The following is a 19,972-nucleotide window of genomic DNA, read 5'->3' on the forward strand; positions in this document are numbered from 1 at the left end:
TTGTTTGTAGGCTTATTTCATTCGCTTATTATTTTGAATATATGTGCAACCCTCATTGTCGTATTTCTTATCGGCTTCTCATTGAAATACAAATCGTATTTAAGTTAGGGTGGCGACGTATCCAGAAAAGGAGAGAGGCGGTCTTTAGCCGGTTCGTTCGAAAAGCTGCAATCGCTCTGCACGAAGGGGACATTTTTGATAAAACATCGCACATTTGCAGGTTTGCAAGGAAGGACCTCCAACTCCGCTTTGCCAGCGGAACTGGAGGTCCTTTTGCGTCTATTTGGGACTGGCTCATTCATGTGAACACCTATGAGACAGTTCCCGATTTCTATTTTTGTGCCTGTATCGGGATGCGGAGCTTCTGGCCGACGACGATAAAATCCGGGTCGGACAGGCGGTTGTATTCGGCGAGCTCCTGCCAGGTCAACCCATACTTCGGCGCGATCTTGGACAACCAGTCTCCTTTGTGCACGATGTAGATGATTTCAGTTTTGGCAGGTAGGGCCGGCTTGGCTGGTGTTGACGGTTTCGCCGGTTTCGCCGGTTTCGACGGTTCAGCCGGTTTTGTCGGCTTTGCCGGTACAGCCGGTTTCGTCGATTCGACAGGCTTCGCCGGTTCGGTTTCCTTCGGTTTCGATTGGCTGACCGCGATCCGGCCGTCCGTTTTCGGTGCAATCGCTCCTTGCTTCTGGATCGCCTCAATGATCAAGCCTGACAACAGCGGACCCGCATTGGCATCAAGAAGCACGTTGGCGTCCTTGAACATCTCGTAACCATCGCCGCCATTGGCAATGAAATCGACAGTGGCAAGCGTATACGTCTTGTCCGGATCGATCGGTTTGCCGCCGACCGTCGCTGTGACAATCCTGCTTCCCGCCGGCAACTCGGGGTTGAAGCTGTACGCCATGCCGCTCACTTGCGCGAAGCGCCCGGCGCCCTTCTCGATTTCGCTGACCCCGTTCTCAAGCGCCTGCATCAGCTGCTTGCCGGTAACTTCGATCTTGACCACATAGTTTGTGAACGGCATCGCATCCATAATATCCTGTTTGGTCAGATCACCGGCCGGGAACACCCGATCCGCACGAATGCCTCCGCCGTTGATCAAGGCAACGTCGGCATTCGTATAAGCCCGCACCGAATCGGTGATAAAGCTGCCGATGGCGGTTTCCCCATTGCGCTGGGACGCTTTCATCACGTCCAGCTCGGTTCCGGTTTTGCCGATGACAATAGACAATTCCTTCGAAAGCTCGCTGTTGTATTTATCCATAACCGCTTTGACCGCCGCATCGGGCTGGAAGCCGGCTTTCGCCGCCTCTTCCTTGACCGTATGGCGTTTGTAGTTGAAATCGGCGATTTTGCCTTCCTTCACCTGCAGGTTAATTTCCCCGACAAATTCAAATTCGTCCCCAATGAACCAGAGCAGCGTATCGTGGATTTTCTCGGGGCTTTCATACGCGAACGCCGCATGGTCGCCGACTATGAGGTCGATTCCGTCGACTTCTTCCGCAACGACGCGGGCATCAGGGCTTGCCAAATGGGAGGAAACGACAATGAGCTGAGCCCCGGCCTGCTTCATCTCCGGTACGATTTTCTTCATCGCTTCGACAGCCGGCAGCACGAAGGCATTCTCGCCCATCGACGTAATTTCGGGCGCTTCTTCATTAATCAGGCCGGTGATACCAACCTTTACGCCGTTCACTTCTTTGATGACATAACGTTTGGCCCCTTGCGTGGCGGCGAAAACGTCATTCGTCCGCTTATCGATCACGTTGGCGCTGACCCAGGTGAACTGACTCTCCTTTACCCGTTCCGCCAGCTGATCCGGACCCATATCGAAGTCATGATTGCCGAACGTATCGACATCCACTTTTCCCGCGTTAAACGCGTCCACGATATGCCGCCCTTTGAACGTCGAGGACAGTACCGAAGTAGCCAAATCGTCGCCATTGGCGATGAACAGGCTGTTCGGCTGCTGATTGCGGATTTGGTTGACAACGCCGAAATAATTGCTGATATTCTCCTCTTGGCCGGCATTTCCGTAGTTTCCGTGGAAGTGCGTGTCATGTACAATCGTGAGTGTCGTTTCCGTAAGAGGATGCTTTGACTTCTCGTAAGCTTCTCCTACGAGATTAGGCTTGGATGTATCGGCGGTACCGCTGTGCGCAGAAACAAAACCGATTCCCGTCAGTTGAAGCGCCAGCGCCCCTGATATAGCCAGCGCTGCAATCTTGCGGGCTTGTCCCGAAAACGGATAGAAGTCGATTCTCCCCAGTTTCATTCTGTTTCTCCTCCCTCTATTTAGACACATTAATTAGCATAATATAGAAATATTTAGGCCGTCAATTAAAGATTATGATTCTATGACAGCGCCAAATCATAGGAAGAAATAGCAGAAGACTTGAAAGAGAACCTAATAGAAAGGGTTCCTTTCTTCAACATCCGATTTGATAGCACATCGAATCATTCAGATCGCAAAATGCAGGATGGCGGCAACTTAAACTTCAGCACGGTCCCGCCATCCCGCACGGTCTTTTACCAGAGAAAACGATATTCTCCCGACCCCGCATTCAGCACGATCCCCGTCTCCCGACTTTCAATCTTGGTGATCCCGGCCGATTGCTCCAATGATTGTCCGCTTTCCGTTGCCGTTTCCGGCCGTGCGCCCGGCAGCCATATTTCAGCCGTCGTATTGGGCGGAACCGCGGCTTGCATTTCCATGTTCCCCTGCTGGAGCTTCTTCCAATAGCATCGGATTTCACCATACATCGTTTCAAGGCGCCCTTCGGCCCATGTCAATCCTTCGGGGGGCTGAGGCCGGATGATGATGCGCTTGTAGCCCGCTTCCTCCTCATCCGTGTCGATCCCGGCGATGCAGCGGTACAGCCAGTCTCCGATCGCTCCGTAAGCATAATGATTGAAGGAGTTCATTCTATTGCTCCAGAAGCTGCCGTCCTCCTTGATTCCGTCCCAATGCTCCCACACCGTCGTCGCGCCTTTCTTCACCTGGTACAGCCAGGAAGGATAATCCTCCCGGAAAAGCAGTTTGCACGCCACGTCATGAAGCCCGTTCGCGCTTAGGACATGGTTCAGATAAGGGGTGCCGACAAAGCCGGTCGTCAGGTGATAGCTGCTCTCCTCGATCAGCTCTGCAAGCTTGCCGATCGCCCGTTCCTTGGCTTTTCCATCCAGCAAGCCGAACATGAGCGCCAGCACTTGAGCCGTCTGGGTCGGCACTGACATTCGGCCCGATGGAGTAACGAATTCCTCTGTAAATGCGGCTTGGATGTTCCGGTACAGCTCCCCATAAATGCGCACGTCATCGGCCTTGTTCAGGACAGCCGCCGTTTTGCGCAGAAGCGATACGGAATACAGATAGAAAGCTGTCGCGATAAAGTCCTTGTCGGTCGCTCCGACATAAGTGTCCGGCTTGGAATCCAGTCCGAGCCAATCGCCGTAATGGAAGCCCGTATTCCATAGAAACTCGTTGTCCCCCTGATTTCGGATATAAGACACCCAGGCTTTCATGCTATCGTATTGCTCTTCCAATATCCGCTTGTCGCCGTAGATCAGGTAGAGCGTCCACGGACAAATGACGGAGGCATCCCCCCAAGCGGCGGACGAGTGCGCCTTATCGTTCAATATATGGGGAATGACGTGAGGAACGCCTCCATCCCCGGTTTGGTCCGTCTTCAAGTCGCGAAGCCATTTGGTGAAGAACGGCGCGACGTTTTTCAGGAAAGCGGCCGTTCGAATGAACATTTGGGCATCGCCCGTCCAGCCGAGCCGCTCATCGCGCTGCGGGCAGTCCGTCGGCACGTCGAGAAAGTTCCCTTTCATTCCCCATTCAATGTTGTGCTGCAGTTGATTGACCAGCGCGTCGGAGCACCGGAACGAACCGGCTGGCGCCATATCGGAATGGAGCACGATACCCGTAAAATCATCCAAATCGACTTGTTCATCGAAACCGGTCAGCCTGACATACCGGAAGCCATGAAAGGTGAAATGCGGCTCGAACGTCACCTTCTCCCCTCCCTTCGCAATATAGCGGATTTCCTGCTTCGCGGAACGGAGGTTGTCGGTGTAGAAGTTGCCTTCCTGGTCGAGCACTTCGGCATGATGAATGACCGCCTCATGGCCGGCTTCGCCCGTAACCGAGAAGCGGAGCCATCCGACCATATTTTGTCCCATGTCGAGCACGGTCTCGCCTCGCGGCGTCTTGATCAGCGCGATCGGCTTGATTTCTTCCATCTTCCTTACCGGCTCATTCTCCTGGGCGATCAGAATTTCCGTAGAATGGGGAATGATCTCGACCGCTTTCCACTGGCCGTCTTCGAATCCGGGCGAGCTCCAGCCCGGCTGCTCCAGACGGGCATCGTACGTTTCGCCATCATAAATTTCCGACATCAGAACGGGGCTGCCGGCCGTCTTCCAGCTCCCGTCCGACATCACGACCATTTCTTTTCCGTCCTCAAAAAGAATATGCAGTTGAACCAGCAGCGCCGATCGGTCTCCATAGATGTTCCTGCGGCCTTCCCAGGCCAATCTCCCGCTGAACCACCCTTTGCCGAGCAAAGCGCCGACGGCATTGTCTCCCTGCCGCAGCAGTTCCGTCACCTCGTAGGCTTGTATTTGCAGACGATAATTGTAGCTGGTCCATCCGGGCGTGAAATAATAATCGCCGACTCTTCGGCCGTTGATCTCCAGTTCATATAACCCGAGAGCGGACGCATAAATAGTCGCTTGTTTCACAGTCCCCTCGACTGTGAAAGCTTTGCGCATCATGGGAGATTGCCCCGAATCCATAGCAATCACATCCAGAGGAGTCCCGATCCACTGCGCTTTCCACTCATCCGCGTTCAACAGTCCCGTCTCCCAGAAGGCGGGGTCGGACCAGCCGGAATTCGTCTCGTCCCGGTTCCAGACCATCACCCGGTAATGATAGCGGCGGCGCGAACGGACTTCCAGACCATCCAGCTCCACATGAACGGACTGCGCCGATTGGACTTTGCCCGAATCCCACACGATCGTTTGGAAACGGCCATCTTCCGCAACTTGGATGCGGTATGCGGACTGCAGCACTGCTCTTTGATCCGATTTCAATTTCCAGCTGATGCGCGGACGCCTGACATCGATTCCGATCGGATTTTTCATATATTCGCAGCGCACTCCGGTAACGGTTAGCATGGCTATTCCCCTTTAACATGTGATTTCAATACTATGTTATTGTTTCACCGGTATTTTCAGTCTCTGAGCATGCAGCAAAGCTGCGGACTTCCGGGAAGCCCGCAGCTTAAAATCAATACGGTTGCCTGCCTTTCTAAATGGTGTCCGGATCGGTGAAGACGGTCCCCGTTACACCCTCCGCCGTCAGCAGGGGAACTTTAACGGAATGAAACGCATTCCCGATCAGATACACGTTGTCCGCATCGACCGCATGGATGCCGATGCCGGAATTTTTCATGACATTATCCGCAATGATAATGTTTCGATTGAATTTGCCGCTGAAGCCGTCCGAGCGGATGCCGATGCAGCCGGAAGCACCGTACCTCGGGAAAAAACCGCAGTTGTCGAACTCGCAGCCTTTGATGACGATATCCCTTGCATGGCCTCCCTCTTCGTGCACGGGCAGCTCCGCGCCCAGCAAGACGCCGGGGTTCATCGTATTTTTGTACGTGCAGTTCAGGATGTACAAATGCTCGAAACGAACGAGATGTCCGGCCCCGGCAATATTGACGAACTCGGAGTCTTTGCAAATATACCGGTTCGGTTTCCAGCAGGCTGCCGTTCCTAACGTCCCTTCGGCCGCTTCGTCCGGAAGTTCCCGGTCAAAGACGATCCGGTACAGCTGCCCGTCGCCTTCTTTTCCCTCATGGGACGAGTCGAGAATGCGAAGACTGTGCGCTTCTTCACCGTCGTACAGGTCGACGACGCTTCCCGCTTCAAGTGGGGCGTACGTAAATTTGCAGAAGAAAACCGCTTCGTACCGGTTGACAATCCGCCTCAGAACGAGCCAATTGCCGTGCATGTTCTGGCCGTCCATCCGTACGCCTTCCACCTTCATCCGGCTGATCTCGATGCTTCCGCTGCATTTGAAAATTTTCCAGGCGTCGCGGGGACATGTAAACAACCGGTTTCCGTCCGGTTTAAAGACGAGGCGGTCGGCCGTGATGTTATGGCAGCTTTCCGTCAGCACGCAGAAGCTGTTCGAATTCATCGTCCGAAGGTTATGAAGCTTTAAATCATCGCATCTTGCAAAGTAGGTCTGAAAATCCGTTTGCGCTCCCTGATGCCAGGACAAATGCTCACCGATGTTGACCTTGGAAGCGACATCTGCGCTGGATAACGTTAACCTCCTTTCTCCTTCCTGTCTCCATAGCGTTCCGGCTCCGCCGCCATACGTGACGCTTTCGCCTATCAAATCCCCCGTATCCGGGTCGAGACGGTTGATACAGTACGTTCCCATGCCGTCGTAGCAAGGATTGCCTTCAAAAACTTCAACCGTAACGCTGCATTCATCTTTCGCGATCACGACGCCGGCCGACGCGAATGCCGGCCCGCGGGTGAAGGCGATATCGTTCACCTGCAACTGATCGCAATCCTCGCACCAAAGAATGGAAGGCAGGAAACCGTTAATGTTCAGGTCGTTATAACCCATCAGCACGGTTCCCGGCTCGCCGTTCCCGCGGGCGGCGCCTTGCAAGGTCAGTCTTCTCGCGCCGAGAATTGGAATATGGCAATCCTTCTCCGTTTCGCCAGGACTTCCCGCATCGTGGGCAGATCCTTCCGTCCGGATCGTCACAGCGCTCTTGAGCGTATAGACCCCCGGCTCGAAAAGCACCGTATCCGCGTTCGTTTCCAATGCGGCTTGAACAGCGGCGCGGATGCCGGCGGCATCGTCCGAACGGTCCGGATTCATAAAATCTTTAACATGAACGACCGATTTCACCTTCATCGGATCTCACCCCTGTTCTACCGTTTGTAATTCCTGAGTCAACCGAATCAGCAGCTCCGCTTTGGAAGAATCGATTTTTTTGCCGGATTGCGCTTCAATCTGATTGATGAATGACTGCAGCTGATTAATATACGCTTCATCCTGACCGCCTTCCAGCGATGCGATGGCCGCTTCGAGCTTGCTAATCAGCGCATTCTCCAAGGTCGTATCTCCGCCTTCCAGGAGGAACCGCTGCACCAGCTCGACCAAGCTCTCTACCGTCACGACCACGGTAACGTTCGTGCCGGATACCGTTTCATTTCCCGCCGCATCGGCTGCCGTCACCGTCAGCGGATGCTCGCCTGTGCCGAGCTCATAAGCCTCCATATCGATAATGGGGGCGGAACATGGCTGCCCGACAAGGCCCGATAAAGCATCCGCTGCCTGGCAAGTCACGTATACGGACTGGGAAACCGTGTAGGTACCGCCGCCAGACCATTGCACGACCGGCTGCGTCCGGTCGATCTTAACCGGCAGCTGCCGTTCCTCCTCCTTGTTGCCCGCGCCGTCATACGCAAAGTACTTCACTTGATGAATACCCTCTTCCGCAACCGCAACGGATCCCGACGACGAGTCGATTCGCTGCTCCGGCCCGTTGTCGATCGAATAGACGATGCGCGAAACACCCGAACCTCCCGAGTCCGCGGATTGGAACCGGATTTCCGCATCCTGCGCATTCCAGCCCGACTCCGTCGGCTGCGGAGCGATCGACGCGGCCGTAACGGGCTTGACCGTATCGTAGCTTAGCGGTTTAAGCACCTTCGCGGCGGAACGGCTGACATTCCCCTGCAGATCGGTGATCTCGACGAAATAGTTGAACGCATCTTTGACTTCAGGCACCTTCTCGATAAATTCAAACGGAAAGTCCGTCTCCTCCTTCGTCAGCCACGCCCCGTCTCCCGTCTGATAGTGGAGAACCGCTTTTTGAATTTGCGTATTCGTATGCGGTACGAAGACATAGGCGTAATACGAAGCGGGGTCGATCTGCAGCACGATGCCTTTGCCGAAATCGTCCGCGGATGCCGGCTCCGCCACGGTATTCCCGGTTGGCTGCGCAGACATCGCCGCTTTGTCGATTTCGGCGAAGTTCGGCGCCTTAACGGGCACATCGTGAAGCGTAACGGCGGCAAGCGATTTCGCCGGGATCGCAACCGTCAGCTGCCCGTTCACCACGGCGGCTTCGGATACGGCGCCTCCCGGGAGATGAACTGTAGCCGTCCCGTTTATCGGCTTTCCTCCGGTTACTTCATCCCCAAGCGTCACCGTCACCTCGGTCGTTTGAGGGGCTTCGTTCATGAGCGCAACCCCGAAGACGCCGTCTTTCCTCGACGCAATCCAATCCACCTGCTTGTTGTCCGTTGCAATCAGGCCTCTCTTTAACCAAGGCCACATGCCTTGCTCGCCGTAGAAGGTTCCCGGCTCCAATCCGTACACCCGGTTTTCGAACCAGACGTATCCGTACTGGCGGACCGAAGGGAACTTAATGCTTCCTTCAGACCATTTCCAGGCTTGGGCGAATAAATAATCTTGAAGAATGCCCATGTAAACCGGAATATGATGATAGTAAATATTTGTCGTGTCCGGCCCCGTATAAGGATAATCGGCCTGCATGTAATGGGTCATATCTTTGCCGATATAGTAGCCCGGATAGCTCGCCGCCCTCCCGATAATTTCGTTGCGGGCGACCGTTTCGAACAGCGTATCCCCGGTATACGCCGCCAATCGAAGCAGATCCGCCGCCCAGTTGGTCATCGTCACATTGGTGGAATCCTGCCAGAAGTATGTGGCGGTGCCCTCCACGCTCCAGCCGATCCGGGAAGTCAGCCAGGCCGGAACGTCGCTGCTTGTCAGCGTATCGATATTGTCCGCCGGCCCGTTCGGTCCGTTATCATCGTTTGAAAAAGGCTGCTCATTCCCTAACCGGTGCCGGACGAGCCCGTTCCAAAAGTACGTTTGGTTTGCCCAATCGTCGCTCCAGAACCCTCTTTGGCGAATCCAATCCGCATCGATATGAATCGTTCCGTCCGGCACGAGCGGCTGCGTCCATGTACTGGTCAGCAGCTGCCTTGCGCTTTGAACGGCTGCATCCAAATATTTGGCATCGTTGCTCGCTTCGTACAGATCGAGCAGGGCGGACACGTTCGGCCTTGCGTCCAGCGCATAGAAGGCGCCGTTCGGATCGGAATACCTGCCGCCGTACAAATTGGCGTTCAAGTATTGATCGGCTTCCTGCTTGGCCTGATTCAGCATTTCGGCGTCGCCGGTTTCCCGGTACCGGTACACTTTATCGAGCCAAGCGGGAATTTGAGGCGTGACCGAACCTTTCACCGGCCCTTCTACCCCGATTTGGCGATAAGCGGGGACGAGCCCCCTTGTCATCGCATACATGTTCGCGAAAATGCCTGTTCCGTAAAATTGCGTCGGCTTGCCGATCGGAAGCACCGGATGCGTGGAGCCCGGAAGCGCCAAATCTTCGCGGCTGCGCGTCAGCAAATAAGCCAGCGTCGGAATCGTCCGCCGCTCGTAGAAGGCCGGATCTTCCGTGAGCAGATACTCTTGCAGCATGACCAGCGGAACCGGCTGCTTGTACTGATTTTTCACTTCCATGTTGGCGAAGCCTTTGGCATTGTCGCTCCATCCCGAGTAAGCGTCGTTCATAATCAGGTCGTGGAGATTGAAGACGGTATCCGTAACCGAAGCATTCAGATTCTCGCGAACATCGCGGACCTTGTACAGATCGCTGACAATATGCTTGTAAGCCGGGTACCACGAATCAAGCGCATAGATCGGGCGATACGAGATTTCATAGGCTGTTCCCGCTTCAAAGCGGGAATCCGGCATGCCCAGCAGCGGCGCGAACAGCTGCGGCTGAACGCCCCCGTCCCGGCCGCGGATGCCGAGCCCGAATTTTTGGTTGTCCGTATACGCCCACCGGTAAGGGACCGACGAAGGATCGACGGCAATGCCGAAGGTTGCGGCACCGCTGGCGCCGGGAAGCGTTTGAACCGTCATCAAGCTGGACGCGTTCGTGGACGTCACTTCGGATACCAGGGCGGAAATCGGCGGCAAAAACTTGTTGATGAATTGCAAAGGAGCAAGCAAGTACTCAACTTCCGCCAGCGGCGTCTCCATGCCGTTGAACATGCCGAGCGTCAAATACCCCGGCTTCTTGGCTTCAAGGCTGCACGTCACTTTCGGTTCCAGATCGCCCTCCTGCAGCTCCCATTTGACGTTCAAGCGGGCATATTCATTTTCTCCCCGGAGAATAACGGTGTTGTTGCCGGGACTCTCCATCGACGAGGGAACAATCCAGCTCGGCACCCCGCTTCGGAAGATGTCGCCCGTCTCATAGTTCAGCGTTTGGCCGTCATATTGAACCTGCTGCTTCCATACCGGTGAGCCGTTAAAATAGTACGTGCTGATCGAGCTTTGATCCGCGAACAGGGTCATATATCCGAAGCTGCCGCCGCGGTCCTGGACGGCAACCCATGAATCGTCTTTCTTCAGCTCCACCTTCTGTTGAATGGCCGTGCCTTGCGCTGTCGGAACTTCATAGAACGTGACGCGGGTATTGGCGTTTTCCAGCTTCCGGTTCGAAGCAGGCTCGGCCGGAGCATTGGCCCATTCCGGAAAGGCGAGCAAATTTGCAAAGGGCGAGCTGTTCTTCGCTTCCACGACGTCGCTTATCGCCAGCATTTGCTGGTAATTCTCCGGCGGGATCAAGGTCGGGTTATCGGTAATGAACAGCGAATCGAATCTGGCGAAAAAGGCCGACGTATCTTTCAGCATGACGTTTAATTCTCCGGCCGGAAGCTGCACGAGCCCGCCGTCTTCCCACCGGAAGCCGTTGCTTCCGTGCTTGCCGAACGCGCGGTCATACAGACCGCCGCCCAGCTCCACATTGAAAAATCTCGCGCCCTGCTGATTCGTCGCAAAATCCGAAGCCCGCACCCATACGCGGTAAGTGCCGGGAGCCTCAATGATGACAGAGGATTGCGCCGGCCGCGTGTTCTGCGCATTCGTGTCGGTTGCGCCCGCCAGGATGACATTATCGAAAGAACCGGTGAACGAGCTCAGCTGCCAGGAGCCGAAATCGTCCGCAAAACTGGAAGCCCGCAGCAGAAAGGAATGATGCCCGCCTGGATTTTCATCGGGCGCCTGATAGATTTTGATATCGTCAAAGGCAAGCCGGCTCGTCATAACCGATTTCACTTTGAACGAGATGCGGTTGATGCTTTCCAGCTTTGCGCCGCCGACAAAGCTTTTATTGCCTAGCAGAATACGGTCGCCTTCCATGAGCGTCCACGTGTCGGTCACCGTATTGATATAAATTTTATAGTGATGCCACTCATTGGACGTAAAGCGATAGGCGCCGCTGACCAAATCATTGTTGGCCCGAAGCTGTCCCGCCTCCGCCGTGACCAGGACGGCTTCGGCGGTGCCCCCGCCTTCTTTCGTTCCATGCAGGACCGGAATTTGCTGATATTGCTCGTCATTCACTCTCACCTTATATTCCACGACCACATTGCCGGACAAGCCGGGGAAAATCTTGCTCACATTGCTGCTCCCCGTACCGCTTGTATTTCGGATCTCCACAAATTTGTTCATCTGCTCTTCCACGATTTGCGCCGCGACCGGACCTGCCAGCGTCCAGCCCGACCCTGTCGGCAAATTTCCGGCCGTGTACGATTCAAAGGTGTCATCCACCGTGTATGCGTTTTCAGAATCAGCTGCAATGGAGACGCCGGCAAAAGGAACGAGCTGCGCAATGATCAGAAGAGCGATGGCCAGCAAGATCAACCGCTTGGTTTTCAAGATTCATGCCTCCAATTCGTAAGGCGATGGGGACCGATCATCCGATCCCCGTGCTGCCCCGATTTTCATGACCATTTTCTCAAGCTTTGCTTAATTTTTTGATATAATCGTTCATTTGCCGGACGTATTCTTCTCCGCCGTTCTTGTACCATCCGTCCAGAAGCTCGTCGAATTTGCCGACCGGTTCATCCCCGAGCACAATTTTCATGATCGTCTGCTGCCACACCTTTTGATAATCCATGTAGTTGGGCTGTTTCGAAGCATCGGGAACATAATCGAGCGACAAATTAGGCACGACGCTGCTTACCGACCGGTCAAGCCACGGTTTAATGATGTTCAGGTCTTCGGTCGAAGTGCCGGGATCGATGAAGAAGTCCGAGTCTCCCGCCCGTCTCATCGAATTTCGCCGCAAGGGCGCCGGCTGCCTTTCCTTCATGTATTGCTTGCTGCCGTCAACCACTTGGTAGTCGGTCCCTTCGTATCCTTCCTTCACCTTCGTCCACGCCTCGTCGGTCAGCCAGTAATTGAGCACCTCCACCGCCTTTTGCGGATTTTCGCTCCCCTTCATGATCGCCCACAACCCCCACATTCCGGTGCTCGCTTCGGATGGAGGCGCCCCTTTCACTTCACCCTGCTCGTTCTTGACATGAACAAACGTGACTTCGGCATCCGGATTCAGCTTTTTCACTTCATCCCGGTAGGAAATATACGTGCCGGCAAAGGCGGGCACAACGCCGGCGACGCCCCGGAAAAAGCCCTCGTATGCCTTGGTGCTGTCCGTCGTGGCGGAATTCGGCTCGAACAGCCCTTCCTTGTACAGATCCTGCGTATATTGAAGCGCCTTCTTGTAACCGTCGCTCGTACGGTCGTACATCAGATCGATGTATTCATAGGATCCGCCGCTCGCCTTCTGCCACCCCAATTCGCCGAACGACGAAGCGACAATGGGCTGAAGCACCTTGTTCTTGTCGACCGAGCCGGCGAACCCGTAGGTGTCGTTCTTGCCGTTCCGGTCCGGATCGTTCTTGGTGAATTTCCGTAATATGTCGGCGAACTGCTCCAGCGTGACCGTTCCGTCGGCCGGCAGCTCGATCCCGACGTTCGCGGCCCAGTCCTTCCGTATCCAGTACCCGTCATTCCGGACGACGGACGTACGCGGAATGCCGTAAATGTTGTCGTCCTGATTGACCTTGAGTACATCCCAGGTTGTATCGTACGTATACTTCTTGATTTCGGGCGCTTGGTCCAAATAACCGTTGACCGGAAGCACGATGCCGTCGCGAACCGCATTTAGAAAGCTTGGATCGGATGCGGACGGGAAATAGACGATGTCCGGGTAATCGCCCGTCGAAAGCATGAGCTGCAGCCGCTCTTTGTAACCGGTCGTCGGCGGAACTTCAACCGTCAGCTTTGTGTTCGTCCCTTTTTCGATCATGTCCATGAAATGCCTGTCGGTGTCGAAGAAAGAAGCTACGCCGTAGTCTGCCATCATTTTGATCTCAACCGGCTGCTGCTCCTGCTGCTGTTGCTGTCCGTTCGGCGATGCCGTTCCCGTATCTTGCTGCGGTTGTCCCGCATTGTTGTTGCCGCTGCAAGCAGCCGTCGCGAGTATGGACAACACGACAATAAAGCCCGCAATCCCCCTGTGCAATCTGTTCATGTTTTCAGTCTCCTCCTGTTTAGGATGAATACCCAATATTTCAAGCAGAAACGGTTGCCGCCTTTATTACCCCTTGACGGAACCGAGCATAATGCCCTTCACAAAATATTTCTGGACGAACGGATAGACGAACAGAATCGGAAGAATGACAATGATGAGCGATGCGTACTTGATATTCTCCGTCATGACCTGGTCCATGCTCATCTCCGCCGCATTGCCGCCCGAAGCAAGCTCCCGCATTTTCGAGGCTTCGATCACTTCGCGCAGAAACAGCATGAGCGGCCACTTGTCGACGCTGCGGATGTAGACGATCCCGGTGAAAAAGTTGTTCCAGTACGTCACGGCCGCAAACAGGCACAAGGTGGCGATGATCGGTTTGGAGAGCGGAACGATGATGCGCCATAAAATATACGGGTCGGACGCCCCGTCGATTTTGGCCGCTTCCTCCAGCTCTTCCGGCAGGTTCTCCATGAAGTTTTTCATCAGGATCAGGCTGAATCCCGTCAGCAGCGGCGGAAGGACGAGCGCGGCCAGCGTATCGAGCAAGCCGAGCGTCTTCATCAAATAATAGTTTGGAATCATGCCCCCGTTAAACAGCATCGTGAAGATGACAAGGAGCATAAACAGCTGCCGGCCTTTCAGATGCTTCTTCGAGAGCGGGTAGCCGGTCAGAATATAAAGCGCAGCGCCGATCGATACGCCGGACACGGTGACGATAATCGTGTTCAGATAACTTCGCCACAACACCGGATTCGCCATAATCTGGCGGTAGGCGTCGACATTGAAGCCTTCCGGCCAGATCCGCATCGGGTTGTCGATATAAGCGGTGTAGGAGCTGAAGGATACCGCCGTTACGTTGACGATCGGATACAGCATCATAATCCCGATAATGACCAGCAGCGTGTGATTGACGATATTGAACATATTGAGCCGTTTTCTTTTTCTCATGCCAATCCCTACCATATTTGATTTCCGAATCTTCGCGCCAACCGGTTGGCCAGCACGATGAGAACGAAGCCGACAACAGCCTTGAACACTCCGGCAGCCGTCGCAAACGAAAGCCGGCCATCCACCAAGCCGATTCGATACGTGTACGTATCGAATACATCCGCCACCGAATACGTCGACGTATTGTAAAGCAGAAACACTTGTTCGAACCCGTTGTCCAGAATGTTGCCGATCCGCAAAATGAGCAGCACAATAATCGTGGTCATAATGCTCGGGATCGTAATATGCCGGATTTGCTGAAAACGGTTGGCTCCGTCCATACGGGCCGATTCATACAGCGTGGGGTCGATATTCGTCATGGCGGCCAAATAAATGATCGTCCCCCAGCCAAGCTCCTTCCACACCTCCGCGGAGACGATGATGCTGCGGAAGTAAGCCGGTTCCAGCAAAAAATGAATCGGCTCTCCGCCCATCGCCATAATGACGCGATTGACCCATCCGTTGTCGGGGGACAGAAACTGGATGATCATGCCGGAAAGCACGACCCAGGAAATAAAATGGGGAAGATAGAACACCGTTTGCGAGATCCGCTTGAACAAGGCGCTGCGCACTTCGTTCAGCATGATCGCGACCAAAATCGGAGCCGGAAATCCCCATATGATCTGATACGTGCTGAGCACGAGCGAATTGCGCAAAATGGTAAAAAAATCGCGCGACTGGAACAGGTAATAAAAATTGTCAAACCCGATCCATGAAGATCCCCAAATTCCTTTGACCAGGCTAAAATCTTTAAAAGCGATTACAATTCCGAACATCGGCACATATTTGAATACGATGAAATACGTGAATCCCGGGATCAGAAAGAAATACAGCCATTTGTTCTTGAGCAAATACTTGAAATTGATCGTGCGCTCGCGCTGCCGCTTCAGTCCGGCAATGGCGGCGTTTGAAGCGCTTTCGTAATCCGGCGACATGGTCTGCACCTCCTCTGTGTAGCTTACGTTGTCTCTTCTCTTAAACAGTAGCCTGCGACGGGAAAAATATGGACTTCGTAGCCGTTCGTTCCGGCAACGGAATAATAAAGCGTGTCCGCTTCTTTCCGCCACTCGATGCGGATCGTTCCGCCGCCTGCCGGCAAGCTTCCTTCGCAGCGGGAGAGAAAGGAAGGATCGAACTGCAGCTCTAGCCGCCGGGTCGCATGGTCCAATGTCCGGACTCCGAGCGCATTCCGGTACAGCCAGTGGACGACATGCGATGCAAAGCCGTGGTTGCAGCTTGCCCGCTCCGACATATGCTCCCACAACGTTCCCGTTTTTGCCGCCATGTAGTGGAAGTATCCCTCCATCTGTTCCAGGACGTTCCTGCCGAGGCCGTAACGGGAGAGCAGCTCGAGACGAAGGTAATTCCCGATAAACGCGTTCGCCGGATAAACGTGCGGAAAGAGGTTTTCCTTCTGCCTGGACGGCCCGAACGAGCGGACAAGCAGATCCCACAGCTTCGGATGGCTTACGGGATCGGCGATGCCGAACATGAAAGCGTAATACTGGCAAACCTCGGTCGTTTCCCGGTTTTGCACCAGCTTGCCGACTTGGCGAATCGCCTGATCGATAAAAAAGGTTCCGTCAAACGCCTGATCGCGGATCTTCGCTCTCACTTGTTCGGCTTGAGCCAGCAGATCGCCGTCGCCGTACAATCGGCCGGCCGCGGACAGCGCCCCTGCATAGAGCATATTGGTCGGATAGTTCACGCCTTGCACAAGCTCATTGGCTTTGGACCATTCAACGAAAATCCAGCCCTGCAAATTTTCCAGCAAGCCGTCTTCGTTCCGAAACGTGCGGAAATAATTGAACAGACGGTCCGTCTTTTCCTTTGCCTGCATCACCAGCTTGCGGTCTCCCGTACGGCCGGCATATTCTTCAAGCTCGAGGACGAACCACAGCATCCAATTGGGGATGAATCTGCCGTCGTCATGGTCCGCAGGGTAGCACATGGGCAGCACGCCATCCGGCAGATGGGCGAACCGCTGCGGCAGCAAATAGTTTTGCAGAAAATTCGTTTCCACGGCGGCCGCGCCCGTCAGCACATACTCCGCGCGGGAAGTGAAGAAGCTGTCGCACAGCCATCCCGCCCGTTCGCGGGAAGGGCAGTCCATATAGAGGTCTACCGCATTCTGCTTGAACGTCTCCACTCCGGCCGCGAAGATCTCGTTAAGCGGTTCCCTGTCGCAGCGGAAGGAAGCGGTCTCCGTGTCGGGGTTGATATATTCCCGCAGCGACACAGCCTCCACGGCCACCTCCCCTCGCATCACCATCAGTTTGGCATAGCGCAGCGTATAGGGTTCCATGCTCTCCAAGTCATATTGGCCCGGCTCCAGCTCATAACCGATCGCATTCACGCAGACGAGTCGGAGGAAATCGACATCTCCTTGCCCGCTCAATATTTCGTCAAAGGTGATATAGAGCTTGGCCGGCTTCTTCACGGTCAGTCTGACGCCGACAAAGCCGGTCAGGTTGAGTCCGAAATCGAGGATGGCGAATCGGCCTTCCTGCAAAATCCGCGTTTCGGCGGCTTCATATCGCTCCGACAGCTCGCGGCGCTCGACCGTCCTTGTTTCCTGCAATTCATCGGAAACAAGCAGCTCCAGTTCGTCTATCCGATAACCGGCAAGGCCTGACCCCACCGACACAAGCGAGCGGTTCCTCCAGTAGCTTTCCGGCGGGTATCCGGCTTCGAACCGGCCTTCGGCAACGACCGCCGCCGGATTCCGGAGTTCAAAAGCGGGATAGGACACGCCTCTTGGCAGCAGCGCCTTCGGCGCAGCTTCCGAGCATGGACCGGCAGCGACCGGCGCATCGGCAGCGGTTATCCAATCGCGCGTGTTCGCTTTCAACCTGTAATATTCGATAAATGTCCGTTGGAAGCTGTACCGCTGCACCTTCTGGATCCGCTCATCGAGACGGAACGGCGTGAAATGTCCGTTATCCGCCGAGGTATAAGCGATGATCCGGCTGCCGCTCTGCAACTCCGCCTGCAGGAAGGACGGCTGGTTCAGCACATAATAGCCGTTGGCATTATAACCGGCGACTTCAATGGCAATGACATTGCGGCCAGGCTTCAGCGCATCGGTCAAATCCCATTGATCCACCCGGTAATAGCCGTGCGGACCTCTTGCAGGCCCGTGCCCGATAAAGGTTCCGCACACGTGAACCCTGTACAGGCTGGATGCCGTTAAACGAAGCAGCATCGGCTCCTCCCCGTCCGGTTCCACAATGGCGCGGAAGCCGGCCGTTACGTTCATTTCATGTTCAAGGCCGTCAAGCCACACCGGTTTGGCCCTCTCAAAATGTTCCGATTGTGCGGATTGTGCGGATTGTGTGAAATAAGAATCTGTCACAATGTATTCCCCCACTCTTCCGTTACCGGGGCAATAACGCCCGGGCGCATCGCAGTCTCGAATTGACGTCCGTCAAAGCTCATCGCTTCATTGCCTTCGATTGCGAACGGGATTTGGAGGTTCTCGTACTCCACCACTCCGGCAACCGCGTTCGCGCTTATTCCGATAATCCCTTGAAGGGAGCCGCTTCGGTCCGTCACCAGCCGAATGCCGCGGGGAAAGCGGTACAGAAGGCAATCGTCGCGGTACACCTTGGCTTCCGTTGCATTGGTCACGATTTCGAACTTTCGGTGATCGGCCGTTCGGCCGTAAGCGAATTGCTCCTCCTGCCGGCTTACGCCTTCATACGCCCACGCCGTCATGCCCGTGAACCAGAGCTGCCCGCTGGGCAGCGGGACGATGCCGCACAATCGCTCGATGTAATCAAGCAGGCATAGAATGGCAGGCGTGTATTCCGAAGTGTAAGCCGCTTCTCCCGACCACGGGCACATCCCTTGGGAAAACCGGGTCATCTTGGAGAATGCCGCGATTGCCGCATTCATGATCCAGCTCAATTCGACGAACCGGCCGTGATGCTCGAACGCATGAGGAGCCCGCAGCAGCGTCAGGAAGTTGGTCATGCCGAACCAATTGTTCAGATCGAACCGCGGATTGAACCGGGGATCGTCCATCGCGATCGAGGTCAGCGGAAACCGGGAGAAAAATTTCCGGGTATTCAGCAAATATTTTTTCAGTGCCAGGCTGAAAAAGCGGTCGTCCCCGACTTCGCAAGCGAGCACGCGCAGCAGGACGTCCGATTGAACCCGGATAAAGCCGCCAAACCGGTCGACGTCGTAGAAGAACTGATCCCGCTCGTCAAAGCAATGATTCATCAGGTTTTCCAGCATTTCAGCGGAGAGCGTTTCCCAGAGAACGGCTTCCGACTCCGGCTCTCCGAGCTCTCTCGCCATCTTCGCCAAATACTTCCGCTGGCAGTAGACATTAGCGGTCAAATCGGGTGCGAGATAAGGCAGTGCCGGAACATCTTCATAGTAGGCGCACGCATCGCCAAGAGGGGTGCAATCCGGGATATGCCAAAACCGGGGAGACCGGTCGTGCCCCGTATCCCAGACGCAGAACGCTTCCACGCATCCCGTTCCCCGTCTGTTCCGGTGTTCCCCTACCCACTGGTCGAACCGCTTCATCGCGCCGTACATTTTGCTCAAGTGATTCCGGTCTTGACCCCCCTGAAGCAAGTAACTGTTCCAGACCGATCGGGCGAGCGGTGTCACCATCTGAATGTGGGTGTAATCGGCTCCTGCCGGCGTAATCATAAACGGGAGCAAACCGTCTTCCCGCTGAAAATCCGCAAAGTGCTCATAGGTGCTTGCCGCCGCCTCCGGCCAAAAACGGGCCAGCACTTCCGCGTTGATGGTGCCCGTGCTCTCCAGCCAGCACCCTTGATATACGCCTCCTTCATATAAAATGGGGCGGTCCAATGGGGATGCCTCGACGCTTGCGGACAGCTCTCTCAGACCCTGGGCATATATTGCCTCCAGCGATGATGAGGTGCATGCAAATCGGACCCCCATTTCCCGAAAACCAGCGTTTTGCCTTAATCTCGTCAGCATGTCGCACATCCGTGTCGGCTCCTCATCGCATTTTTCCTTCACGAGCTCCCGCTTATTTACCGTGACGTTCCCGGCAAGAATCGGGGGAAGCGGCCGTGCGCTATCGTATGTCATGGAAGCCTCTTCATCATAGAATCCGCGGAGCTTTCATTCAATCCTGCGCGTTTTACATTTAAGGTACCGGATTCGCCCGAAATATTGAAACCGTTTTCAAAACTTGGTTCGCATCCAGTTGCCTGATTCAACTTCGGAAGATTAAATCCGATGCCCATGAAACAAGCACGAAGCCAACCGAATGGCATACGCAAGCGGAGGAATTATCACAAGACCAGCATCGAATGGCTTACGAACCGAGTCATCGTTATTTGTACATATTGAAGCTGTTCCAAGCTCTAACGAATCGCAGCGTCACTATTTGATTCCGATCGACTCGGTTTGGTTGTTTTTTGATGAAATAGTGATTGTAGGGTTCGTTATCGCTCAAGAAGTCTCATTATTCCTGAAATAACGGTTTTACGATTCTTTAGGCCAGTTTCATAAGGCGTGCGCTG

At 54.8% G+C, this 19,972-nt stretch carries 9 protein-coding genes; all 9 read right to left on the reverse strand.

Annotation, left to right across the window (positions count from 1 at the left end; all coding sequences use genetic code 11):
* Window positions 1-331: 331 nt before the first annotated feature.
* Window positions 332-2,281 carry a 5'-nucleotidase C-terminal domain-containing protein gene (locus tag VN24_RS28405; RefSeq protein ID WP_052702818.1) on the reverse strand — a complete coding sequence of 650 codons (1,950 nt, stop codon included), beginning with the start codon at window positions 2,279-2,281 and terminating at the stop codon, window positions 332-334.
* A 254-nt stretch (window positions 2,282-2,535) separates the two neighbouring features.
* Window positions 2,536-5,187, reverse strand: coding sequence for a glycoside hydrolase family 78 protein (locus VN24_RS06270; protein WP_045669691.1), 2,652 nt, complete (start codon window positions 5,185-5,187; stop codon window positions 2,536-2,538).
* Between the two features lie 133 nt (window positions 5,188-5,320).
* Window positions 5,321-6,955, reverse strand: a complete 1,635-nt coding sequence (locus VN24_RS06275) for a hypothetical protein (RefSeq protein ID WP_045669692.1) — start codon at window positions 6,953-6,955, stop codon at window positions 5,321-5,323.
* Between the two features lie 6 nt (window positions 6,956-6,961).
* Window positions 6,962-11,809: an OmpL47-type beta-barrel domain-containing protein gene (locus VN24_RS06280; RefSeq protein WP_045669693.1), complete on the reverse strand. Its 4,848-nt coding sequence runs from the start codon at window positions 11,807-11,809 to the stop codon at window positions 6,962-6,964.
* Window positions 11,810-11,888: 79 nt separating this feature from the next.
* Complete coding sequence (locus tag VN24_RS06285) at window positions 11,889-13,469, reverse strand: extracellular solute-binding protein (RefSeq protein WP_045669694.1); 1,581 nt, start codon at window positions 13,467-13,469, stop codon at window positions 11,889-11,891.
* 66 nt (window positions 13,470-13,535) lie between these two features.
* On the reverse strand, window positions 13,536-14,417 hold the full coding sequence (locus VN24_RS06290) for a carbohydrate ABC transporter permease (protein WP_052703182.1): 882 nt from the start codon (window positions 14,415-14,417) through the stop codon (window positions 13,536-13,538).
* An 8-nt stretch (window positions 14,418-14,425) separates the two neighbouring features.
* Window positions 14,426-15,391 carry an ABC transporter permease gene (locus VN24_RS06295; protein WP_045669696.1) on the reverse strand — a complete coding sequence of 322 codons (966 nt, stop codon included), beginning with the start codon at window positions 15,389-15,391 and terminating at the stop codon, window positions 14,426-14,428.
* A 23-nt stretch (window positions 15,392-15,414) separates the two neighbouring features.
* Window positions 15,415-17,811, reverse strand: coding sequence for an alpha-L-rhamnosidase-related protein (locus tag VN24_RS06300; protein ID WP_045669697.1), 2,397 nt, complete (start codon window positions 17,809-17,811; stop codon window positions 15,415-15,417).
* The gene (locus tag VN24_RS06305; protein ID WP_148505202.1) at window positions 17,808-19,535 is read right to left on the reverse strand and encodes an MGH1-like glycoside hydrolase domain-containing protein; all 1,728 of its coding nucleotides are present in this window, start codon (window positions 19,533-19,535) and stop codon (window positions 17,808-17,810) included. Before VN24_RS06305 ends, VN24_RS06300 begins: the two co-directional genes overlap by 4 nt.
* Window positions 19,536-19,972: the final 437 nt, after the last annotated feature.

The organism is Paenibacillus beijingensis (assembly GCF_000961095.1).
Taxonomy (GTDB): Bacteria; Bacillota; Bacilli; order Paenibacillales; family Paenibacillaceae; genus Paenibacillus_O; species Paenibacillus_O beijingensis.